Source organism: Clostridium sp. ATCC 25772 (assembly GCF_001573875.1).
Classification (GTDB): Bacteria; Bacillota; Clostridia; order Clostridiales; family Clostridiaceae; genus Clostridium_J; species Clostridium_J senegalense.
Window position 1 is genome coordinate 1 of sequence record NZ_LFRG01000029.1, and the last position, 25,269, is coordinate 25,269.

The following is a 25,269-nucleotide window of genomic DNA, read 5'->3' on the forward strand; positions in this document are numbered from 1 at the left end:
GGTATCCAAGTTTTGGAATGGATAATTTTAAAAGTCAACTTGGAACCCTATATAGGGAAACAAGCTCCAATTTAAATTTATTCAATAATCTTAAAATATTTTCATACAAAATACAGTGTTGAATTTGAGTAATTCGGAGTATGTCTCAATGTTTTGGGTATCCAAGTTTTGAAACCCTATAATAAATCTAATAATTTGATATAAGTAAATAAAATTTTCTAAAAGGGCTAAGTAGGCATTAAAAAACATTTTAAGTGAATTTAGAAAGGAAAGTATAGATTGAAAATCTATTTTATTGGGAGATGAGATTTTGTATTTTTTGGGTATAGATGGAGGGGGAAGTAAAACAAAAGCAGTATTATGCGATGAATATGGAAAAATGAAATATACGATGTATAAAGGAAGTTTAAATTATTATCAAATAGGAAAAGATGGTATAAAAACAGTACTACATCAGTTGTTGGAAGAGATTCTATGTAATGTAAATGATATAAAGAGAGATGATATTGTTGTAGGTTTAGGAATACCAAGTTATAAGGAGGTATTCAATATAACAAAAATTATAGATCAAATAGTTAAAGATGAGTTTTATTGCGTTAAAAAATATATAGTTGAAAATGATGGAATAATAAGTATCAATGGATCTCTTGCTGGAAAAGATGGTATTCATATTGTAAGTGGAACTGGTTCAATTGGTATTTCTTTAAATGAGGAGGGCGTAATAACTCGAGTTGGTGGTTGGGGACCAGTGTTTGGTGACGAAGGCTCAGCATATTGGATAGGAAAGAAAACTTTAGAGACTTTTTCAAAGCAGTGTGATGGAAGGCATGAAAAGACCATGTTATATTATTTGATTAAAGAATATTTTAATATAAGTAATAATTTTGACATTATAGATTATTTTGGTAACAAATTAATAGATAGAAGAAAGGAAATAGCAAAAATATCTAAATTGTGTTGTGAAGCAGCAATTAGAGGGGATGTTTTCTGTAAAAACATATTTATTGAAGCTGCCTTAGAGTTAAGTATTATTATAAAGGCACTTATTAAAAGTCTGAAAATGGATAAAGAAATACTTTTGTCTTATTCAGGGGGAGTATTTAAATCAGAAAGTTTAATACTTACGCCATTAATGAATAATTTATGCTATGAAAATATTACTTTAGTAAAGCCGATACTATCTCCAGAATTAGGAGCTTGTTTAATGGCTTTTAAAAGTGTTAATAGTGATGGCAATAAGGTCAATGATTTTATTAATAATTTAATGTTATGTAAGCAAAATAAATAGATTATATATAGGAGGAATATATGAAGAGAGCAGGAATTTCATTAGAAAAATTAAAACAAAGAAACTCTTATTATACACTAAAAGAAATATTTCAACAAAGTAAGGCGTGGATGCAAAGTTTATATGATATAGAAAATCAAGCATGTGAAATAAAAGAGTTTTTAAAGAAATTTAATAATAAAGAAACCAGAATAATTTTAACTGGTGCTGGTAGTTCTGCTTTTGCTGGACAAGTCATTGGGCCATATTTAAATAAAAGGTTGAAAAAATCTGTAGAATGTATAGCTACAACAGATATAGTATTAAATCCATTAGAATATTTGTATGAGGATACAGAAACTATAATGGTATCTTTTGCAAGGTCTGGGAATAGCCCTGAAAGTATTGCAGCAGTGAGCATTGCTGAAAAAGTAGTGAAAAATTTAAATCAACTAATTATAACTTGCAATGAAAATGGAAACTTATATAAAAGATTTGAAAATAGTGATAAGGATTTGATTGTATTAATGCCTCAACAATGTAATGATATAGGATTTGCAATGACTAGTAGCTTTACTACAATGCTTTTAACAGCAATTGGAATATTTGATATTAATAATATAGATAATATTATGGATAGCATTAAATGTTGTATAAATTCAAATGAAAAGTTTATAGAAGATAATATAAATTATATAAAAAATATAGCAATGAAAGATTTTGAAAGAATAGTTTATATAGGAACAGGAGTTTTAAAAGGAATAGCCAGAGAGTCTGGACTTAAAATGCTAGAGCTCACTAATGGAAAGGTAAATTCTAGTTATGATACTGCATTAGGATTTAGACATGGTCCAAAGTCAGTTATAAATGATAAAACGGTAACTGTTTTTTATATTTCAAAAGATAAGTATAAAAGAAAATATGAAATTGATTTATTAAAAGAAATGCATAGTGAAAAGAAAGAAAATATTATAATTGCAGTGGGAGAAGAGTTAAATGAACTAGAAGGATTTTGTGACTATTCATTAAATTTTAATACTCATATAGAAGATAATTATACTGATATTATACAACCACTACAATATATAATAGTTGGACAACTTTTAGCTTTTTATAAATCATGGAATTTAGGAATAACTGTTGATAATCCTTGTCCAAGTGGAGTGGTTAATAGAGTTGTAAAAGGAGTTAATATATATGAATTTGACTTTAAAAGGTGAGGTTATATAGGAAATAAGTTCAAAATAAAATTTATTCAATTTTGGGCACCCAAGCTTTGGAATGAGTAATTTTAAAACTTAACTTGGAACCCCATATTTTGAAAAATAAAAAATTAAGTTGAAGGTTTATGAGGTGTTATATGGAATTTATTAATAGTAAGAAGTTGCTTTTAGATGCAAAAAAAAATGGTTATGCTATTCCAGCTTTTAATTTTTATAATATGGAAACACTGCAAAGTATAATAAAAGGATGTGAATTTTTAAAGTCACCAGTAATTTTAGCTATAAGCCCATCAACTATAGAATATTGTGGAAAGGATTATATACTGGGATTAGCCAATAGTGCTATGAAAAAAAGCACTATACCAATGGTATTTCATTTGGACCATCATGAAGGCATAGATGACTTAAAAGAAAGTATAGATTTAGGATTTAAATCTATTATGATAGATGGTTCTAAATTAAATCTAGAAAAAAATATAGCTGTAGTGAAGGAGATAACAGATTATGCACACTTAAAAGGTGTAACTGTTGAAGCAGAACTTGGAAGAGTAGTTATGACTAATGATTTAGAAAAACTAGAAGGAGAAGAATTTTTTACCAATGTAAAAGAATCTATAAAATTTGTTAGTGAAACCAATATAGATTCTTTAGCTATTTCTATTGGAACTGCTCATGGATTATATATAAAAGAGCCCAAATTGAATTTTCAACGATTAAAAGAAATAAAAAGTAATGTAGATCTACCACTGGTACTTCATGGTGCATCAGGAATAAATGAAAAAGATATAAGAAAGTCTATATCTTTAGGAATAAGTAAAATAAATATAGCAACTGAATTAAAAGTCCCTTTTACAAATGCTATAAAGAATTATTTATTTAAAAATCCTAATTGTATAGATTTAAGAAAATATGTTCCTTATGGCAAAGAAGCAATTTGTAATGTTGTAAAAGAAAAAATAATTCTTTGCAATAGTTATAATAGGATATAAAAGTTATGATAACTATTATAACAATGAATCCTTCAATTGATATTTCTTATTTTATTGATGATTTAGAAATCGGACAAGTTCATAGATGTTTAAAATATTACAAAACACCAGGGGGCAAAGGAATAAATGTTGCAAAGGTTTGTAATGAAATAGGTGAGAAGGTAAGCTGTATAGGTTTTTTAGGCGGAGTGAATGGTAATATAATAAATAATCAGTTAAAACATAAAAAAATAAATACAAATTTTGTAAAAATCAATGATAATACAAGGCAATGTATTAATATTATCACTGCTAAGGGAATATCTACAGAAATATTAGAAAGTGGTCCAACTATAACAGTAAGAGATAGAGAAAAGTTTGAAAATGTATTAGAAGCTGAATTGATTAAAAGTGATATATTAGTAGCATCAGGAAGTTTACCTAAAGGGTTACCTGAAAATTATTATAGAAATATAGGAGAAAAATGTAAAGAATATAATGTAAAATTTATTTTAGATACAAGTGGAAAATTTCTTGAATATGGATTGAATAGCAAACCATTTTTCATAAAACCTAATAAGAAAGAATTAGAGCAATTACTTAAAATAAAAATAAATTCAATTGAAGAAGTAATTAATGGCGCTAATATTGTGAAAAGTATGGGAGCAAAAAATGTGGCGGTATCTTTAGGTGAAGAGGGAATGATTTTCGTAGGTGATTTAGGAAATTATTTAGTAAAAATACCTAAGATAAATATAACAAATACTGTTGGTTGTGGTGATGCTGTTGTTGCTGGATTAGCTGTAGGAATTGAAAATAAATATCCTATTGAAGATATCTTAAAATTAGCTAATAGTTGTGGAATAAGCAATGCTATGTATTTAGAAACAGGAAAGGTAGATTATAATATGGTAAATAAAATAAAAAAAGAAATAGATATAATAAGACTTTAGTTTTTCACTTATATAAAATTGCTTTAGCTTTAAATTGAAGATTCTCTAACTATAGAGATACAATCACAGGAGTGAAGATAAGTCTGAAAATTCCAAATTTATAGTACTAAAAAGTAATAATGAAAAAATTTAAAATGCTAGTCTGTGAAAATTTCAAAGAAACTCTAAATAGATTTTTATCTGATTTTTATGACTACCCGGAGAAGTGACGTCATTGGATTAGGTCAAAAAAATCAAACAAAAATTTATAAGAGCTTCTAAATCAATTTTCAATGAATAGCTTATTTAAAATCTTTATTATTACATAATGTATTAAAAGCTTAAAAGAAAAATATTTTATTGGAATAAAGTGGCTTAGCTTTATGCACATGGGGATGCAATCTATAACTTAAATTTATACATCAAATTTTTGTTATCAGTTGAAAAAAATAAGTACAAATATAGTTAGTTAAGAACCACAACTGTTCACTATTCACTCTTAACTTTTAACTAAAATAATCTGTTAGTTATTGATAGAAATATTAATTTGAGTTTTCTCATTTGATAAATGGATAATTTTAAAAGTCAACTTGGAACCTTATAATACATGGAGGTGCGTTATGAGTAAAGTCATAAAAAAAGGTTATATATACACAATGTATGGATGTATAAGTAAATATGGTGAAAAAATCGAAATACCTAAAAATTGTATAGCTGTGCCAGGATTCATTGATATTCATACTCATGGTGGATTTAATAAAGATGCTATGGACGGTGATGTTGATGGGTTAAAATGTATTGCTAAAGAAAGTTTGAAAAGTGGCACTACATCTTTTTATCCTACAACATTAACAGAAAGTGAAGAAAACATAGAAAAATCCTTAAAGACAATAGATTATTATATGAAAAATTTTAATGATTATGGAGCTGAAATATTAGGAGTTCATTTAGAAGGGCCATTTTTAAATAAAAGTTTTAAAGGAGCTCATGATGAACACTTAATAGTTAATCCTAATATAGAGGATTTTAAAAAATTTGAGGAGGCATGCAAAAATATAAAAATAGTAACTTATGCTATAGAAAATGATATTGACTTTCTATTTACCAAATATCTTAAAAGTAAAAACATAGTTTCTTCAATAGGTCATAGTGATTCTAATTTTGAGAAAATTAGTGAAGCATTAAAAATAAGGGATTTTAATATAACTCACTTTTATAATGGATGTAGTAGTCATAGTCATAGAAATCCAGGGGTAGTTACAGCAGGTTTATATTTTGATAACATCATGATAGAGATGATATGTGATGGGATACATGTAAATAAAGATGTAGTAAAAACAACATTAAAATTAAAAGGTAGTGATAAAATTATATTGATAACAGATTCTATGAGAGCTAGAGGGCTTAAAGATGGAATATATAAATTAGGTGGATTAGATGTTATAAAAAAAGGTAATGAAGCAAGATTAAAGTCAGGCAATTTAGCAGGAAGCACAATTTCAATGAATGATGCTTTTAAAAATATAATTAATTACACAAACTGTTCTTTAGAAGACGCTGTGGCGATGACAAGTACTAATGCATCAATAAGATTAGGTATAAATAATAGAAAGGGAACTTTAGATTTAGGAAAAGAAGCTGATATTTGTATATTAGATGAAAATTTAGATGTGATTAGAACATATAAAAAAGGAAAAGTTGTATTTCACAAATAAAGAAATATCATTTATGACATAATTTTGTTTTAACATTGGGGGAATTATAATGAAAAAGGTCAAAGTGGCATTGATAGGTGCCGGGGCAAGAGGTATGTATGCATATGCACCATATGCAAAAGAAAATGAAGAACTTTTAGAATTTGTAGCAGTAGCTGAGCCAAATCATATTAGAAGAAATCAATTTAAAGAAGAATATAAAATAAATGATGAAAATACTTTTTTACACTGGAAAGAATTATTTGAAAAAGAAAGATTGGCAGATGCAATAATAATAGCAAATAATGATGAATCCCATTATGAGCCAACTAAAATAGCTTTAGAAAAAGGTTATAATGTATTATTAGAAAAGCCTATGAGTAATAAGTTAGAAGACATTATAAAACTTGGAGAACTTGCCAAAAAATATAAAAACCAAATATTTATGATATGTCATGTATTAAGATATACACCATTTTTCAGCAAGCTAAAGGCAATTATAGATTCAAAAGAATTAGGTGATTTAGTAAATATACAACATAATGAAAATATAGGTTATTGGCATTTTGCACACAGTTTTACAAGAGGAAATTGGAGGAACAGTAATGAAACTAGTCCATTAATACTTGCAAAAAGTTGTCATGATATGGATATACTTTTATGGTTTTCTAATTCAAACTGTAGAAAAATAGCATCATTCGGTGAGTTATCTCATATGAATAATTTAAATTTTAAAGAAGGAATGGCTGATAGGTGTATAGATTGTAAATATAAAGAAGAATGTCCATACTCTGCAGTGAAATTATATTTAGGGGAAAAACCTATATTTAAAACTGTAGTACATCCGGTACCAACAAAAGAAAATTTAAAAGAAGCTTTAAAAAGTGGACCTTATGGAAGATGTGTCTATAAGTGTGATAATAATGTTGTTGACCATATGGTAACTATATTAGAGTTTGAGAATAATATAACAGCGACTTTTAATCTAAGTGCATTTACACAGGATTGTAATAGAACTTTAAAGCTTATGTTTACTAATGGTGAAGTAAGAGCTCATGATGGTAAAAATGTAATAGAAGTTAAGAAATTTACAGAAAATCATTGGAAAACTATAATTCCTGAGGTTGTTGAAAGTGGTCATTTAGGCGGCGATACAAAAATAATGGAGGATTTTATAGCATTAGTAGGAGGTAAAGGTGGTCAAGCAAAAACCCCTGCTATAAAATCTGTAGAGAGCCATGTTATGGCCTTTGCAGCAGAAGAATCTAGGGTAACAGGGAAAGTTGTTAATATGAATGAATTTTGGAATAATAAAATAGAAGGTATATAATTAATATTTAATGTATAAGTTATTTTAATAACTTAAATATAAAAGTGGAGCTGTTGTAAATTTAACTGATATAGGTTAAATTTACAACAACTCCATTTTTGTGTGAAAGCGAAGCGTATAATATGAAGCTATTTATTTTAAAATGCGCAAAAAATAATACTTATTTAAAGATTATATTTTTTATATTTGGTAAGAATTAATATGAATAGACTTAATTTATAAGAGGTGAATTTTATGAGATTACCAAAACATATAGGTATAATCCCAGATGGAAACAGGAGATGGGCAGTATCAAATGGTCTTAACAAAGAGGATGGATATGAATCTGGTATAAACCCAGGATTAGCGCTTTTTAAGACTTGCGAGGAATTAGGAATAGAAGAAATTACTTATTATGGATTTACAACGGATAATACTAAAAGACCTGCAAATCAAAAAAAAGCTTTTATAGATGCATGCATAAGTGCTGTAAACATATTGTCAAAAGAAAATGCAGAACTTTTGGTAGTTGGTAATACTGAATCGCCTGTATTTCCAAAAGAATTGGTACCTTTTACTAAAAGAAAAGTTTTTGGAAAAGGTGGAGTAAAAGTAAACTTTTTGGTGAATTATGGATGGGAATGGGATTTAAATGAATTAAAAATAGCAGATATAAATAGAAAAAATATTAATAATAATATTAAATCAAAAGAAGTTTCAAGAATTGATCTTATAATACGTTGGGGTGGAAGACGAAGGCTTAGTGGTTTTTTACCAGTTCAATCTGTATATGCTGATTTTTATGTTATAGATAAATTTTGGCCAGAATTTGAAAAACAACACTTTTTAGATGCATTAAATTGGTATGATACACAAGATGTGACTTTAGGTGGTTAATTTATAAATAAATTCTATTAGTAAGAAGGTTTTTTTATGAGTGAAAAAGTAATAGTTATAGGTGGTGGAATTGGAGGATTAGCAACTGGTTTAAGGCTATTGAAAAATGGTTATGATGTCAAAATTATAGAAAAAGAATGCAGGGTGGGAGGAAAAGTTAATTTATTAAAAGAAAAGAATTTTAAATTTGACTTAACAGCTTCTATATTAATGATTATAGAACCTTATAAGGAGCTAATAGAATATATTGACAAGGATTTTAGTATGTTTTTTAATGTAAAAAGTATAAATCCTATATATAGGGTATTTTCATATGAAAATAAATATTATGATTTTAATAATGAGTTGTATAAACTTATGAATACATTAGAAGATTTTTCACAAAAGGATTCTTATGGATATATTAAATTTTTAGGGGATACATATAAACATTATATAGCTGCAAATAACTATTTTTTATGTGAAAGCCAAATAAATAAATTTAAAATTTTAAAACCTAAAAATATTAAAGTTATAGAAAGTTTGAAAACTAGTAAATGTTCATATCATTATATCAAGAAGTTTATAGATAATAATATACTTACAGAATTTTTAGCTTTTCAAAGTATGTATGTTGGAATATCTCCTTTTGATGGACCTAGTATTTATACATTAATTCCTATGATATCTCAGCTTCATGGATTATGGCATATTGAAGGGGGAATGTATAGGTACGTAGAAGTATTAGAAAAATTTATATTAGAGTTAGGTGGAGAAATAGAGTGTGGAAAAAATGTAGAAAAAATACATATAGAGGATAATAAGGCTGCTGGTGTAATAACAAACAAAGGATTAGAAAAGTGCGATATAGTAGTTTGTAATAGTGATTTTTCATATACAATAAAAAAACTTTTGAATGAAAATAATTCACAATTAAAAATTGGAAAATATACTATGAAAAAAATACAGTATACTTGTTCTACTTTTATAATGTATTTAGCATTAAATAAGAAATATGATATTTTAAAAGTTCATAACATATATTTAAATAAAAATTTTAAAGATAATACGCAAAAGATATTTATAGGTGAATTACCTATAGACCCATCCATTTACATTTATTGTCCTAGTAAAATAGATAATACAATAAATAAAAATGGAGAAGAAATATTAAATATTATAGTTAGAGTTCCGAATTTATGCGAAAATTCTGTAGAATGGAATGAAAATACTATAATACTTTTGAAAGAAAAAATATTATCTATTTTATTATCTATAGATGGTTTAGAAGATTTGAAGGAACATATAATATATGAAAATTATTTAACGCCAAAAGATTTAGAAAGTAAATTTAATTGTTTTAATGGCTGTGCTTTTGGGATTAGTCCTACATTAAGTCAGACAAATTGGTTTAGGCCACAGTGTAAAATAGAAAAATTAAAAAATTTATATTTTGTCGGTGATTCAATACACCCTGGAGCGGGGGTAGCAATGGTTTTAAAATCAAGCAAAATAGTTACTGATGAAATTTTAAAAGATTTTAAAAATTATAATTAAACAATAAAAAAGCTGCCTTATTAGACAGCTTTTTTGTTATGCAATAACTTTTTGTTTTATTAATATAGAATTAGCTAATTCTACAGCTTCATTTAAGGATACTGTAATATTATTTTTATCAAGTCTTTTTAATAAGCCCATATTAGTAATAACCTTCATAGGTTGTTGATGAACTTGAGATAAAATAAGTCTAATCTTATTCTCAGTACAAAACTCTTCTATAGATTCTAAAGCAGTATATGCTGTAATATCCATAAGTTTAGATTTATCCATGTTAAGTATTAATATTTTTTTAGAGCGATGTTTTCCTATTATATTGTTTATACTATCATGAAAAGTATCAGTAACACCAAAAAATAATGGTCCATCTATATCATAAATCATTATGTGATCTTTTAAAGAATCATGTACACTTTCTTCTATTGGTAAATGATTTACTTTGGTATGTAGCGACATTTTTCTTATAAATAAACACATAGTTATAACCATTCCTACTTCTATAGCTATAACTAAATCAAAAACAACAGTTAAGATAAATGTGGTAAATAATATTAAAATATCACTTTTAGGTGCTTTCAGCATTGATTTAAAGCAACTCCAATCACCCATATTATAGGAAACAATCATAAGAATAGCAGCAAGAGTTGTTAATGGTATAAATTTAGCATAAGGCATAAATATTTTCATTATTAAAAATAAAGTAATTGCATGTATTATTCCAGAAATTGGAGTTCTTCCGCCGTTTTTAACATTTGCGGCAGTTCTTGCTATAGCTCCAGTAGCTGGAATTCCACCAAATAAACCTGAAAAAATATTTGCAACACCTTGTCCTATAAGTTCCATGTTTGAATCATGTTTATCATTAATCATTTTATCTGAAACAACAGCAGATAAAAGAGATTCTATTCCAGCAAGTATAGCAATTGTAAATGCTGGTTTTATAAGACTTAAAATTGTGTTTAAGTTAACATTTGGTATTGATGGACTTGGAAATTTAGAACTTATTTGACCAAATTGACTACCTATTGTTGCTACAGGCAAATCAAATATACATACTACTAATGTTGTAATAATAAGCGCGATTAATGAACCAGGAATGGTCTTATTTATTTTTGGCCATAAAAGGATTATAGCAATAGAAGCAATTCCTAGTAATAATGCTGTAAAATTTATAGTATTTATATTTGATATAAAGGAAATTACCTTAGGTATGAACTCAGAAGGTACTTTATCAATAGAAAGTCCTAGAAAGTCTTTGATTTGAGTAGTAAACAAAGTTACTGCAATACCAGCTGTAAACCCTACTGTTATAGGATATGGTATGAATTTAATAAGAGAACCTAACTTTAAAAGGCCTAATATTACAAGAATTATACCAGACATCAGTGTAGCAATTATTAATCCTTCAATGCCATATTGTTCAATAATTCCATAAACAATTACAACAAATGCTCCTGTAGGTCCACCAATTTGGACACTGCTACCCCCTAAGAAAGAAATAAAAAAACCTGCTATTATTGCGGTTATGAGACCCTTTTCAGGACTTACACCTGATGATATACCAAGGGCTATAGAAAGTGGTAATGCTATAATAGCTACTATTATTCCAGCTATCATATCTTTGAAAAGTTGCTCTTTAGAAAAACTTTTTTTTCTAAAAAGATGTAAAAGTTTAGGTTGTGTCATTTAACTGCCTCCTTGTGGTTATTTAAATAAAAGGAATTAAATCCAATTAATTCAAACTGTAATACAAAAAATATATGATTTTAACAAACCATATATTATTATAGTCCTTTCAAAAAAATCTTCAAGAGAAATTTAAAAAAATACTTAATTTAAAGCAAAAATTCAAGCTATTAACTTTAAAAATCAGCAATTAATATGAAAATAACTTAAAATTTTATAAAAATAAACTAAAATTTTAGTTTGAATCATTATTAATAATATGTCATTACACTACACAATATTAAATAAAGATAATATATTGGTAATAAGAGGTAATGAATTGTAATATTAATTTAATTTTATCTTATAAATTTATATGTAGGAGGTTATATTTTTTTATGAAAATAGGTATGGTTCTAGCTGGTGGTGGTGCTAAAGGTGCTTATCAAATAGGGGTTTGGAAGGCCTTGAAAGAACTGGAAATAGATAAATATATTAATATAATTTCAGGAACATCAATCGGCGCTTTAAACGCAGTTTTATTTATGCAAAATGACTTAGAATTAGCAGAAAATATGTGGAGAAATATAACCAAGGAAAAAATATTACCGATAAATGATAAGGATTTAACTAAAAAGGGTATATTGTTAGCTTTAGGGTTGAAGAATATAGCATTTATAAAGAAACATATGCCTAAAGTTATAGTAGGTGGAAACATATCTAGAGATGGACTTATAGAAGTCATGGAAGAAATAAATTTTGATTTAATAAAAAGCAGTAATAAAAATTGTTATGTTGCATGTACAGAAGTTTCCACATTAATGCCTAAATATTTTTATATAAATAATAGAGAAAAAGAAGATATAAAAAAAATATTATTAGCAACATCTGCATTGCCTATGATATATGAATGTGAAGAAATAGAATATACTCAATATTTAGATGGAGGAATAGTTGATAACTTGCCTATTCAACCTGTGTATGGCGAAGGATGTGATTTGATAATTTTAGTCCATCTATCTAAGGAAAATATGGTGAATAAGAGTGCATTTCCTAATACTTCAATAATAAATATAGTTCCATCTGTTATTGAAGAAGGGGTTTTAGGTGGAACTCTAGATTTTACTGTAGAAGGGGCACAAAAGCGCATTAAACTTGGATATGAAGATACTATAAATATATTTAATCCAATAATGAACCTTACTAGATTTATAGAAGATAAAAGTATAGTAAGAAAAATAAATGTAGATAGTGATGTGTTAGAGAAAAATAATAATCCTAATAAGATTAATAAAATCATTGGAAATGTGAAAAATATTTTAGGAATGTATGAAAAAAATAATAATTCAGATGTATAAGGATATTTTAAGACACATATTAAAAAAAGTAAAAATTAAAGGCGAAAAAAATTTCCCCTTTAATTTTTACTGCTATAAGTTGTTATATCTAATAATACCATCTATCATAGTTAATAAAACTGAGGTGTCTTTAATGTATTCCTTATCAATTTTAAATATATTTTTACTTAATACAACCAAATCTGCTAATTTACCTTTTTCTAAAGAGCCTTTGATTTTATCGTCAAAAGAAGCATAAGAGCCATTTATGGTAAAAGATTTTACAGAGTCTAAAACAGATAAACATTCATTGTTAAACCAACCATTTTGGGGAAATTTACATAGATCTTTTCGATTTACAGCACAGTAAATTCCATGTAGAACATTAAAATGTTCTACAGGAGCGTCAGAACCACTTGAAATATTTATACCAAGGTTGTTCATAGTGTTAAAAGCATAGGTGAATTTAGCATTATCATAGCCTATGCGATTTTCCACAATATGAATATCATAATTAAGAAAAATTGGTTGAATATATGCTAAAGTATTTAAATCAACCATTTTTTTTAGTGACTTTTCGGTAGTCAATTGGCAATGAATAATTCCATGTCTAAGGGGATTATATTTTTCTGTAAACTTATCGTAGGAATCTAAAACCCAATCTATTGCTTTATCACCTATTGCATGTACTGCTATTTGAATTTTATTTTTATTAGCAAAGTTAACAAATTCATCTAATTCTTCTTTTGATAAATTTGAGATACCATAGTTATTTAAATCATCTTTGTAAGGATTATTTAAATAAGCAGTTCTTCCACCAAGAGCACCATCTAAAAGTAATTTTAATGGCCCTAGTTTAAAAAAATTATTTCCACTATGAAATTGTAAATCTTTATTATTAACTAGGGTTTTAAATTCATTTATATTAGAGAATAGACATTGCTCATAAACTCTTACAGGGAGTTTGTCTTCTGAAGCTAAGTCATGAAAAGCTTGTAAAACTAATTTGCAATCACGATTTGGAAGAGCACAAAAATCATCACTTTGAACAGAAGTTATACCGTTAGTTATAAGTTCATCACAAGTGGATAAAATCATCTCTTTTAATTCATTTAATGTAGGATTTTCAACAAGTGTATTTAATATAGTTAAGCCATCTTCTTTAACAATACCAGTTTTGAAATCTAAATTATTTTGTAAAATATTTTTATTGAAATTGTTACATAATAAATTTAATGCTTCAGAGTTACAAACGGCTATATGACCACAGGCTCTTGTAAAAATTATAGGAATGTTTGTGGAGATTTTATCTAAAATTTCTTTAGTGGGTATTAACTTTTCAACTAAATTGTCTTGATTCCATCCTCGACCTAAAATTACTTTAGGTAAATTATACTTATTTTTTGATATATAATTTTTGGAAGTCTTAATAATTTCATAAAAGGAATCACATTTATTTAAATTAATTATATGCTTAGCATAACCATAACCTAAAAGATGCATATGACTATCATTAAAGCCAGGAACCATCAGTTTTCCATTAAGGTCTATTATAGAATCATAATTAGCTTTAATATCTTTAATATCGCTGTTATAACCTAAAAAATCAATAGTATTTTCTCTTATACCAATAACTTGAAAAAAATCATTATTTTTATTAGCAGAAAAAATTTCCCCATTAATAAATAAAGTATTCATAAACATTTCCCCCTAAAAATTTAATAAAATTTAAAGTGCAATAGTATATAGAGTTCCAAGTAGACTTTAAAATTTATTAATCCTAAACCTTTATATCTATATAATTAAAGTTTATTGTTAAAATTCATGTATATGTATATTATAGTTGTTTTTTATATAAAGTAAATTTTAATTGTGATATAATTTATAATACAATAATCTAAGTTAAAATGGAGGAATATATATGGAAGTGATTATAAAATTAAAAGATAAAAAAGATCCTGTAATATATATAGGGGATAGAATAGATGTATTAGACTTTACTATGAATGGAACAAAATACAAACAAATAAGATGCTTTAAAAAAGGATTTAGTAAAAGTGAATTAATAGATGAAAAGTTAATAGTTAAAATTACAAATAAAGAAGAAAATTAGAGTTCATGTTATAGAACTCTTTTTTAGTATAAGGAATTTAGATTTTTATAATATATAGTCACATTTAATAAAATTTATAAAAGGCGTAACATATGATACCGACCTTTATCTTTATAGACTCTATAATAAAGCCATAAAGTAATTGCAAATTAAATAAACAATGAAAATAAATCTATAAAATATTTAGATAAATTAAAGAAATTAGGAGGCTGAAAGATATGGGTATGTTTTGTTATCAATGTCAAGAAACAGCAGGATGTAAAGGCTGTACAATAAAAGGAGTATGTGGAAAAAGTGAAAAACTTGCTAATATTCAAGATTTACTAGTATATGTTGTAAAAGGTATTTCTGTAGTAAGTGAAATAGGAAGAGAACTAAATATTGAAAATGAACTTGTAGACAAATTTATAGTAGAATCATTATTTGCAACTATAACAAATGCAAATTGGGATGAAGATGTTTTTATAGAGAGAATAAAATACGGCATAGAATTAAGAGAAAATCTAAAAAAAGAAATAGAAAAAAGTGGTGGTAAATTACAGGGATTACCACAAGCAGCTTGTTGGAATTATGTATCAGAGTATGAAATGTTAGCTAAAGCTAAAACTGTTGGAGTGTTATCTACGGAAAATGAAGATATAAGATCTTTAAGAGAAATGATAACATATGGTATTAAAGGATTGTGTGCTTATGTTAAACATGCTAGCCAATTGAACTATTACAATAAAGATATAGATGCATTTATTAGTAAAGCATTAGCTTCAACACTAAATGATAAGTTAACTATAGATGAATTGATAGGATTAACTTTAGAAACAGGTAAATTTGGTGTAGAAGGAATGGCTTTATTAGATAAGGCTAATACTGAAAGTTATGGTAATCCTACAATTACCAAAGTAAATATAGGTGTTAGAAATAATCCGGGAATATTAATAAGTGGACATGATTTAAAAGATATTGAAGAATTATTAAAGCAAACTGATGGCACAGGAGTGGATGTTTATACTCATAGTGAAATGTTGCCGGCACATTATTATCCACAACTTAAAAAAAATTCTCATTTAATAGGTAATTATGGAAATGCATGGTGGAAACAGACCGAAGAATTTGAAAAATTTAATGGACCAATATTAATGACAACAAATTGTTTAGTTCCACCAAAAGAATCATATAAAGATAGAGTGTATACTACAGGTATAGTAGGGCATACAGATTTAAAACATATAAATGAAAATAATGATGGGGTTAAGGACTTCTCACAAATTATAGAGCATGCTAAAAAGTGTAATAGTCCAACAGAAATTGAAACAGGAGAAATTATTGGTGGATTTGCACACAATCAAGTATTTCAACTTTCAGATAAAATTGTTGAAGCTGTTAAAAGTGGATCAATTAAAAAATTCTTTGTAATGGCAGGATGTGATGGAAGAGCAAAATCAAGAAATTACTATACTGAATTTGCAGAAAAATTGCCGAAGGATACTGTTATATTAACAGCAGGATGTGCAAAATATAAATATAATAAACTTAATCTTGGTGATATAAATGGAATTCCAAGAGTACTAGATGCAGGTCAATGTAATGATTCGTACTCTCTTGCATTAATAGCTTTAAAATTAAAAGAAGTATTTGAACTAAATGATATAAATGATTTACCTATATGCTATAACATTGCATGGTATGAACAAAAGGCAGTAATAGTATTACTTGCATTATTACATTTAGGTGTTAAAAATATACATTTAGGACCAACATTGCCAGCATTTTTATCACAAAATGTAGCTAACGTTTTAATAGAAACATTTAATATTGGTGGAATAACAAGTGCTGAAGATGATTTAAGTATGTTTTTAAACTAAGTGTTTATAATTAAACAATCTGGAATCTTATAAGAATAAAAAACATTGAAAGATAAAAAATCTTTCAATGTTTTTTATTCTTATTTAAAGGTGAATTATTATATGAAATTTACTGAATTAATAGAAAAACTGTAAAATAAGTACCTTAAACAAGGTTGTATCATAATATAAATTATAAAATTAAAAATAATATAGTTAAAACTTTATACAACAGTTTGTATTCATGGTGCAAATTGGCTTAGGAGGGATACTATGACTGCAGAAATAGCTATTATGAATAAAAAGGCAATAGCATTAGCAGCAGATAGTGCAGTAACTATTGGAGATAGAAATAAATTTTATAATACTGCAAATAAGCTTTTTAGGTTATCCAAATATGAGCCATTAGGTATAATGATTTATAATAATGCAGAATTTATGGGAATACCTTGGGAGATTATAATAAAAGATTATAAAATAAAATTAGGAGAGATAAAAAAGGACTATCTTATAGAATACGGTGAAGATTTCATAAGAAAGTTAAAAAATAATATATATGAATTTGAAAAATATGAGAAAAAATATTATTTGCAAATGGTAATACCGCTTATAAAAGAAATAAATTCAAAAATAGAAAAAAATTATTTTGAAAAAGTTGAGGGTTTAGAAAGACCATTAGAAGAAAGTGAATTAAAAAGCATTTCCCATAAGGTTATAGATTTTTATTATGAAAAAATAGATAAAGCAAAAGTATTGGACGAGGCACCGGAGGATTTATCTGTTTTAATAGGAAATTCATATAATGACCTTTGTAAAAAATATATAGATGAATACTTAGGAAAAGAGTGTATGGATGAAACGCATCTCCAAAAAGTAATAGATATGTGTAATATGATGTTTGAAAAAGATATATTTTTAAGTAATTATACAGGAGTAGTAATATCAGGATTTGGAGATAAAGACATTTTCCCAGTATTAGTATGCTATAAAATTTCAGGTTATATAAAAGGGTTTTTAAAATATAAAGTGGATATGTATGAAAAGGTTGATTTACAAATGGATCAATGCATAATTCCTTTTGCACAAGTAGATATAGTAAATACGTTTTTAAGGGGAATAAGTTTAGATTATATAAATATAATTGAAAAATCATTTAATTATAATATTTTAAATTTAATAGATGAAATAGATGAAAATAAAGTTTCTAAAGATGAAAAAGATGAACTGAAAAAAGAAATGAATTGTAGATTTGAAAAAGTTATTAAAAATGTAATAGAGTATTCTCAACAAGAATATTTAGTGCCTGTACTCAGAGCTATAAGATATTTACCAATTGAGGAATTATCATCTATGGCAGAGTCTTTAGTAAACTTAACATCGTTTAAGCGTCAAGTAGCATTAGATGAAAAAGCATTAACAGTTGGTGGACCAGTAGATGTAGCAGTGATATCAAAATCAGATGGATTTATTTGGATTAAGAAAAAACAATATTTTAAGCCAGAATATAATCATCATTTTTTTGAAAATTATTATAGAGAAATAACTAAATGCTGTAAGGAGGAATAATGTAATGCATAGTAAAAACAATAAGGAGTATTTTGTAAATTATTTAAAATTTAAATATAAAAAATGCTACAAGCAAAATAGGGGGGGGGGAGTGATAAGATTATAAAAACTATAGAAAAAGAAATAACAGAGAATAAGTAATTCTAATTTATATAGTAAAAAGCAATTGAAATAATGAAAAAGGTAACTATTCATTATTTCAATTGCTTTTTTTGAAAATAAACAACAATTATTCGTATTTAGAAAAATAAAAATAGGATTACAAATAAATATATTGATTTAAAGAACATACCGTTGTTTTATGAATAAAAGTAATTTTATTTATACACAATGAATTAGATATAAAATTTTTAGTTATACTATATGTAAAAATTAAAAAGTCGAAAAAACTATAAAAAGATAAAAAAATAAAAAATATTACCAATAATTATTATAATAATTTAATCAAATAAAATATAAATAATATAAAATGTTTTGATTAATTTTAAATATGTGTTAAAATTTTTTAAAGAAATCTTTAAATTTTAATACAAAAAAAGGAGTTGGAAAAAATGAGTGATAATGAAGGAGAAAAGTTAAGGTGGTATAATCTTGGTTTAATGGGGTTTGTTTCTGTTTGGGGATTTGGTAATGTAGTTAATAATTATGCAAATCAAGGATTAAAAGTTATAGTGTCATGGGTACTTATTATAGCTTTATACTTTATACCATATGTTTTAATGGTTGGTGAATTAGGTTCTGCTTTTAAAGATGGTAAAGCAGGAGTTAGTACTTGGATAAGAGAAACTACAGGAGCTAGTGGAAGGAAATTAGCATACTTTGCAGGATTTACTTATTGGGTTGTTCATATACCTTATCTAGCTCAGAAACCTCAATCAGTATTAATAGCATTGGATTGGGCTATATTTCCGGATAGTAAATTTATGGATTCATTTAGTACGTTAGTTGCTCAATTTCTAATTTTAGGAATATTTATATTTTTTATGTGGGTTGCAGCTAAAGGTATAAATTCAATAAAAAAAATTGGAACAATAGCAGGAACAGCTGTCTTTGTCATGTCCCTATTGTACATATTGTTAGTTGTTACAGCACCTATGTTAAGAGGCGTTGAACCAGCAACTACAAATATAACATTTAAATCTATAATGCCTGAATTTAATTTTGCTTATTTTACTACATTATCAATGTTAGTATTTGCAGTAGGTGGAGCAGAAAAGTTATCTCCATATGTTAATAATACTAAAAATTCATCAAAAGAATTTCCAAGAGGAATGATGATTTTAGCAGGTATGGTTGCAATATGTGCCATACTTGGTTCAATAGCAATGTCTATGATGTTTGATGCAAATAACATACCAGCAGACTTAAAAATGAATGGTCAGTATTATGCTTTTGCTATACTTGGAGATTATTATGGATTGGGGAATACATTCGTTGTATTATATTCAATAGCAAACTTATTAGCTCAAATATCTGCACTAGTATTTTCAATAGATGCACCATTAAAAGTATTCTTAGCAGAAGCTGATGAAGAATATGTGCCAAAAAGCTTGTTAAAAACAAATGAAAATGGAACACCTATAACAGGATATAAAATAACATTGATATTAGTAGGAATATTAATTATAGTTCCTGCATTAGGAATAGGTGATATGAATTCATTATTTAACTGGTTATTAGACCTCAACTCAATTGTAATGCCAATGAGATATTTATGGGTATTCTTAGCATATGTAGCACTTAGAAAAGCAAAAGAAGGCACATTTAATTTAGAATATAAATTTGTTAAAAATTCTAAATTAGCAATGGTGATAGGTTCATGGTGCTTTATATTTACTGCATTTGCATGTATAATGGGAATGTTCCCTAAGGGTGTAGAGGTATTCTCATCACAATGGATATTCCAAATAACATTAAATGTATTAACTCCATTTATTCTTATTGCATTAGGATTTATATTTCCAACATTGGCTAAAAAAAATAAATTAAAATAAATTTAAGAATTGCCTTATGATATAAAGTCTATATTATAAGGCAATTCTTATTTAAAAAAATATATAGTTAATATTTTGTAAATAATTTCAAAAATATAGAATAATATTGTAATATATAATAATATAAAAATAAGGAGAACACTTATAGATAGGAGGTAAAATATGGATATAACAGCAAGAGAACTTAAGGTGTTAAATGAAAAAGATTTAAGTATTTTTTGTGATAATACAAAAAAAGAAAGAAAAAAAGTATTTCTATTTTATATACTATGGGCAATAGGGAAAAAATTTGGAATTCATAATTTTTATTTAAATCGACCTAAAGTAGCTATAGCGCAATTAAGTATAACTATTGTGAATTTAATATTAGAAAATATACTAAAGCATAACAATATTGCTGTGGAAAGAATGGTAGATATGGCTATGAGTAATCAAATAACTATTGAAAATTTAAAAAATTGTTTTTTTGGTTTCTTTAACTTAAATTCAATACTAGGTTTAATAGTGTTAGCGTGGGTTACTGTAGATTTATTTTTAGCTAAAAACATTATAGATAACATAAATGAAGATTCAGAAAATAGCATATACAATAGTTTAAATAAGGAGTGATATATTTTGATTACAGCTCAAGAATTAAAAGTGTTAGATGAGAAACAATTAAAGATTTATGAATATTTGGTGGAAAAGGAAAGGGTTAAACTTCCGTTAGTTTATATATTATGGGTACTAGGCGGAATGCTAGGATTTCATAATGCATATTTAGGAAGAAAAGATGTTGCAAAATCACAATTAATAACAACTATTGTAAGTGCAGTAGCTTGTTTAATAATTATTGGTTTATTAGGATTACTTGTAGTTCTAATATGGATAATAGTTGATTTGTTTTCTATAAATAAGTATGTAGAAGAGGCTAATAACGAAATAGAGAGAAGAATATATAACGAAATAATTAATAATTAATAAGATAAAAAGGGCATTCTCGAAGTTAGTCTTAAGGAGTATGCCCTTTTGATTATAGTAAATTTTATTTGAATTTATAATAACTATCATAGGAAAATAAGCTCCTATTTAAATTTATTCAATAACTTTAAAGTATTTTCATACAAAGTGCAATGTTGAATTTGAAGTGATTTGGAGCATGTCTAACTATTTTGGGTATGCAAGTTTTGAAATTAATAATTTTAAAAGCTAACTTGTAGCCCTATATGAAATTGTAACAAAGGAATACTATATACATATATAGAAATAAGTAAAGGATTTAACTATATTTGTAGGGGGGCAAATTAAATGAAAAAAGGAAGATTAGATAAAGAAAAAATAAAAAAAGTTATTAAAAATTGTGTTATATTTCATAATATAATAAATATGAAGGAGTTCATTTGGAAAAATGAAAAATATATTCCAAATGGGAAAATAGAAGAAATCAATTTTCAAGAAGTAATTGATGCAGAATCAAGATTAGAAAGATTTGCACCATACATTAATAAAGTCTTTTGTGAAACTAATGAATCTAACGGAATTATAGAATCAAGATTAATAAATATAAATAAAATGAAAGTTTTTATGGAGAATTATTATAATGAAATTGTAATTGGAGATATATATTGCAAATGTGACAATGAATTGCCCATATCTGGATCTATTAAAGCTAGAGGTGGAATATATGAAGTTTTAAAATATGCAGAATACTTAGCTATTAAAGATAATCTTATAAATGTTCAGGATGATTATTCCAAATTAGATAGTGAGGAATTTAAAAAATTTTATTCTGGATATAATATAATAGTTGCATCAACAGGAAATTTAGGTTTAAGCATAGGGATAATATCTTCTAAATTAGGATTTAAGGTTGATGTGCATATGTCATACGACGCTAAAGGGTGGAAGAAAGAGCTTTTAAAAGGTCTAGGAGTAAATGTAATTGAACATGAAGGAGATTATAGTAAGGCTATAGAAATTGCAAGAAAACAAGCTAATTTAAGTAAAAATTCATATTTTATTGATGATGAGAATTCTAAAGATTTATTTTTAGGTTATGCTGTTGCCGCATTAAGGTTAGAAAAACAATTAAAATATAAAAATATAATAATAGATGAAAGACATCCTTTATTAGTTTACTTGCCCTGTGGTGTAGGTGGAGCGCCAGGAGGTATAACTTTTGGTCTAAAAAGTGTTTTTGGTGAGAATGTTCATTGTTTTTTGGTAGAACCTACTCATGCCCCTGCTATGATTTTGGGGCTTATGACTGGACAGCATGAAAATATATCCGTAAAAAAATATGGGATAGATGGTAAAACTGATGCTGATGGATTGGCTGTAGGTAAACCATCAGGATTTGTTGGAAAATTACTTGAAAAATCAATAGCAGGAGGGTACACATTAGAAGATAAAGAACTGTATAAGTTATTAGCTATAGCCAATAATGAAGAACATTTACAATTAGAGCCTTCAGCTGCAGCGTCTTTTATTGGCCCGTTAAAATTAAGTAAAGAAAATTATATTAAAAAAGATATTGTTCCAACTCATATAGTATGGGCAACAGGTGGAGCAATGGTTCCACAGGATATATGGAAAAAGTATTATGAAAAGGGATTAGATTTACTAAAAAAGGATGAAATTATTTAAAATAAAATATAACTTTAATAGGCATATTTTTATAAAAATATGCCTATTAAAGTTATAGCAGATAGTATTTGGATTATTCCTATGAATAATCCATATAATGAGACTGATTTTCCATGTTTTATAAGTTCTTTAAAATTAACTCTAAGTCCGATAGCTGCAAGTGCTATTATTTCAAGGTTATTGCTTAAAACTTTAAAGGATTTTGATAGAGAAACTGGTATAATGTTAAAGCTAAATAGAGCACAAGTAATGAAAAAACCTATAACATACCAAGGAATATTAAATTTTTTCTTTTTAGGATTTATATTGTTATCTTTATTAGTTTTTTTGTTCTTAAGAGTTTCAAGGAATAATACAACTACAACTAGTAATATTATACGTACAATTTTAAATATAGAGGATAAATCTTTTACAGAATCATTAACCATAGCACCACTGGCAACAACTTGTCCTACTGATTGAAGAATACCACCTATCATAGCAGAGGTTTTAAAAGTTTCATGATTGTATAAAAGTCCTGATATTAAAGGCAATGAAATCATTAAAATTACACCAGTTACATTTACTATAGCTATTGAAATGCCTTTTTCATCATCAGTTGCATTTATAGCAGGGGCTGTAGCCCCAATTGCAGAAGAACCGCATACAGCATTCCCGCTAGCCATTAAGAATCTAAAATTGTCGCTAAAACCTAATTTTTTACCAATCATAAGAGCAGCAAAAATAGTTACAGACATTTGGCATACTATAAATGCAATACCGGAAAGTCCTAAATTTAATATTGTAGACACACTTAATGTACCACCTAAAAGTACTATTGAATAAGCTAATAAGTCTGTTTCTGCAAATTTATATCCTTTTTGAAAACTTTTTTTATGTAAGCATGTGTTACCTAAAGCCATACCTAGAAAAATAGATATTGAAGATGCTCCAAGTTTAGGTAAAAATTTTGATAAAGCAATACTTATATAAGCAACTATTATAGAAATCAAAAGTCCAGGCAAAATCTCAAAACCTTTATCTATAAAATTATTAAATCTTTTATTCATTATAACAACCCTTTCTATGTAAAAAGTATTTTATTAAAATAATTTATTAGTAATTTCAAACTATATAAAAAGTATAATACTGAAAAAATCATAAGTAAAATAAATATATATCATAGTAATCATTAAAAAAAATAATGATTATATATTTAATTTTTTGTTAAATAATATATAATATTGTATAGTAAATATTTTTGGGTGATAAAAAATATATTATTGTTAGGATGTAGATAAATTATGTTAGAAGAATTAAAAACATTTATAGCTGTTGTTGAATATGAAAACTTTACAAAGGCAGGGGAAAGTATAAACCTATCACAACCAAGTGTTAGTGTTCATATTAAAAATTTAGAAAGCTATTTTAATACAGAACTTATTACTAGATCTGTAAAGAAAAAAACTATAGTAATCACTGAAAGTGGAGTTTTGCTTTATAAAAGAGCAAAAGAAATTTTAAAGCTTTTAGAAAATACTAAGGATGAATTAAAAAATGTATCGAACACAATAAAAGGACATTTGAAAATAGGAGCAAGTCTTACTATAGGAGAATATTTTTTGCCAGGTTTTTTAGGTGAATTTTCTAAAGAATATCCAGATGTTGAGATAGAGTTACTTATTGAAAATACAACTAACATATGTGATAAGATAAAGAATTTAAAAATAGATATTGGGCTTATAGAAGGGGTTGCGCCATCTTTTGATTTTAATCAAAATTATTTTTTAGAAGATAGAATGGTACTTATGTTGCCTTACAATGACCCAATGGTTTCAAAAGAATTTTCTTATACTTTACTTAAAGATAGAAGATGGATTGCTAGAGAAAATGGATCAGGAACTAGGGAGTATTTAAATATGTTTTTAACAACTAAGGAAATTATACCTAAATCCATGATGGTGCTTGGGAGCAATTATTCAGTTAAAGAAGCTGTTAAAAATAATTTAGGTATAACTCTTATATCAAATTATGTAGCTGAAGAAGGAGTGAAAAATAAAGAATTGTCTGTAATAGAATTAAAAGAAAATTATAAAAGACATTTCTCTTATATAACGCCAAAAGATATGATGATTTCTAAGGCTACCGATGTTTTTATAAAAAAACTTATAGATTATTCAGCTACTATAAATTATCTTAAATAAAATATAGAATTTTAAACTCTAATTTATACATTTACAAGATAAGAAAAACATATTAGTGGATTTATCCGCTAATATGTTGAAGAAATAAATCCTAAGTATTTTTGATGTTTTAATTGTTAAAA

At 26.4% G+C, this 25,269-nt stretch carries 20 protein-coding genes; 17 read left to right on the forward strand and 3 right to left on the reverse strand.

Features of this window, described 5'->3' with window-relative positions:
* Positions 1-310 precede the first annotated feature (310 nt).
* The 8 genes from AZI32_RS11265 (at position 311) to crtI (ending at position 9,826) form a co-directional block, all read left to right on the forward strand.
* Positions 311-1,288: a BadF/BadG/BcrA/BcrD ATPase family protein gene (locus AZI32_RS11265; RefSeq protein WP_061995934.1), complete on the forward strand. Its 978-nt coding sequence runs from the start codon at positions 311-313 to the stop codon at positions 1,286-1,288.
* A gap of 20 nt (positions 1,289-1,308) precedes the next feature.
* Complete coding sequence (locus AZI32_RS11270; RefSeq protein WP_061995935.1) at positions 1,309-2,487, forward strand: SIS domain-containing protein; 1,179 nt, start codon at positions 1,309-1,311, stop codon at positions 2,485-2,487.
* 140 nt (positions 2,488-2,627) lie between these two features.
* The gene (locus AZI32_RS11275; RefSeq protein ID WP_061995936.1) at positions 2,628-3,479 is read left to right on the forward strand and encodes a ketose-bisphosphate aldolase; all 852 of its coding nucleotides are present in this window, start codon (positions 2,628-2,630) and stop codon (positions 3,477-3,479) included.
* A 5-nt stretch (positions 3,480-3,484) separates the two neighbouring features.
* Positions 3,485-4,411 carry a 1-phosphofructokinase gene (gene pfkB, locus AZI32_RS11280; protein ID WP_061995937.1) on the forward strand — a complete coding sequence of 309 codons (927 nt, stop codon included), beginning with the start codon at positions 3,485-3,487 and terminating at the stop codon, positions 4,409-4,411.
* Positions 4,412-5,010: 599 nt separating this feature from the next.
* On the forward strand, positions 5,011-6,105 hold the full coding sequence (gene nagA / locus AZI32_RS11285; protein WP_061995938.1) for an N-acetylglucosamine-6-phosphate deacetylase: 1,095 nt from the start codon (positions 5,011-5,013) through the stop codon (positions 6,103-6,105).
* A 49-nt stretch (positions 6,106-6,154) separates the two neighbouring features.
* The gene (locus AZI32_RS11290) at positions 6,155-7,414 is read left to right on the forward strand and encodes a Gfo/Idh/MocA family oxidoreductase (RefSeq protein ID WP_061995939.1); all 1,260 of its coding nucleotides are present in this window, start codon (positions 6,155-6,157) and stop codon (positions 7,412-7,414) included.
* 234 nt (positions 7,415-7,648) lie between these two features.
* A complete protein-coding gene (locus AZI32_RS11295) occupies positions 7,649-8,290 on the forward strand; it encodes an undecaprenyl diphosphate synthase family protein (protein WP_061995940.1) in 642 nt (213 codons plus the stop codon).
* A 36-nt stretch (positions 8,291-8,326) separates the two neighbouring features.
* The gene (crtI, locus tag AZI32_RS11300) at positions 8,327-9,826 is read left to right on the forward strand and encodes a phytoene desaturase family protein (RefSeq protein WP_061995941.1); all 1,500 of its coding nucleotides are present in this window, start codon (positions 8,327-8,329) and stop codon (positions 9,824-9,826) included.
* Between the two features lie 36 nt (positions 9,827-9,862).
* Here crtI and AZI32_RS11305 read toward each other — a convergent pair whose 3' ends face one another.
* Positions 9,863-11,512, reverse strand: a complete 1,650-nt coding sequence (locus AZI32_RS11305; protein ID WP_061995942.1) for a SulP family inorganic anion transporter — start codon at positions 11,510-11,512, stop codon at positions 9,863-9,865.
* A 377-nt stretch (positions 11,513-11,889) separates the two neighbouring features.
* On the opposite strand from AZI32_RS11305, the gene AZI32_RS11310 reads away from it, so the two are divergent.
* The gene (locus AZI32_RS11310; RefSeq protein WP_061995943.1) at positions 11,890-12,849 is read left to right on the forward strand and encodes a patatin-like phospholipase family protein; all 960 of its coding nucleotides are present in this window, start codon (positions 11,890-11,892) and stop codon (positions 12,847-12,849) included.
* 72 nt (positions 12,850-12,921) lie between these two features.
* Here the strand turns inward: AZI32_RS11310 and AZI32_RS11315 are convergent, their stop codons facing one another.
* The gene (locus AZI32_RS11315; protein ID WP_061995944.1) at positions 12,922-14,526 is read right to left on the reverse strand and encodes an amidohydrolase; all 1,605 of its coding nucleotides are present in this window, start codon (positions 14,524-14,526) and stop codon (positions 12,922-12,924) included.
* Between the two features lie 223 nt (positions 14,527-14,749).
* Between AZI32_RS11315 and AZI32_RS11320 the strand changes: the two genes are divergently transcribed.
* The 7 genes from AZI32_RS11320 to AZI32_RS11350 all read left to right on the forward strand — a co-directional run bounded on the left by AZI32_RS11320 (position 14,750) and on the right by AZI32_RS11350 (position 22,964).
* On the forward strand, positions 14,750-14,941 hold the full coding sequence (locus tag AZI32_RS11320) for a hypothetical protein (protein WP_061995945.1): 192 nt from the start codon (positions 14,750-14,752) through the stop codon (positions 14,939-14,941).
* A 218-nt stretch (positions 14,942-15,159) separates the two neighbouring features.
* Positions 15,160-16,800 (forward strand): hydroxylamine reductase, encoded by a 1,641-nt coding sequence (hcp, locus tag AZI32_RS11325; RefSeq protein WP_061995946.1) that lies wholly within the window; start codon positions 15,160-15,162, stop codon positions 16,798-16,800.
* Positions 16,801-17,052: 252 nt separating this feature from the next.
* Entirely contained in the window at positions 17,053-18,345 is a 1,293-nt protein-coding gene (locus AZI32_RS11330; protein ID WP_061995947.1) for a hypothetical protein, read from the forward strand.
* 551 nt (positions 18,346-18,896) lie between these two features.
* The gene (locus AZI32_RS11335) at positions 18,897-20,339 is read left to right on the forward strand and encodes an amino acid permease (protein WP_061995948.1); all 1,443 of its coding nucleotides are present in this window, start codon (positions 18,897-18,899) and stop codon (positions 20,337-20,339) included.
* A 162-nt stretch (positions 20,340-20,501) separates the two neighbouring features.
* On the forward strand, positions 20,502-20,948 hold the full coding sequence (locus AZI32_RS11340; RefSeq protein ID WP_061995949.1) for a TM2 domain-containing protein: 447 nt from the start codon (positions 20,502-20,504) through the stop codon (positions 20,946-20,948).
* Between the two features lie 6 nt (positions 20,949-20,954).
* Positions 20,955-21,299 carry a TM2 domain-containing protein gene (locus AZI32_RS11345; protein WP_061995950.1) on the forward strand — a complete coding sequence of 115 codons (345 nt, stop codon included), beginning with the start codon at positions 20,955-20,957 and terminating at the stop codon, positions 21,297-21,299.
* 327 nt (positions 21,300-21,626) lie between these two features.
* Positions 21,627-22,964 carry a D-serine ammonia-lyase gene (locus AZI32_RS11350; protein WP_061995951.1) on the forward strand — a complete coding sequence of 446 codons (1,338 nt, stop codon included), beginning with the start codon at positions 21,627-21,629 and terminating at the stop codon, positions 22,962-22,964.
* 29 nt (positions 22,965-22,993) lie between these two features.
* Here the strand turns inward: AZI32_RS11350 and AZI32_RS11355 are convergent, their stop codons facing one another.
* Positions 22,994-24,013: a putative sulfate exporter family transporter gene (locus AZI32_RS11355; RefSeq protein WP_061995952.1), complete on the reverse strand. Its 1,020-nt coding sequence runs from the start codon at positions 24,011-24,013 to the stop codon at positions 22,994-22,996.
* A 234-nt stretch (positions 24,014-24,247) separates the two neighbouring features.
* Here AZI32_RS11355 and AZI32_RS11360 point away from each other — a divergent pair, with 234 nt between their 5' ends.
* Positions 24,248-25,147 carry a LysR substrate-binding domain-containing protein gene (locus AZI32_RS11360; protein WP_061995953.1) on the forward strand — a complete coding sequence of 300 codons (900 nt, stop codon included), beginning with the start codon at positions 24,248-24,250 and terminating at the stop codon, positions 25,145-25,147.
* The last annotated feature ends 122 nt before the right edge of the window (positions 25,148-25,269 follow it).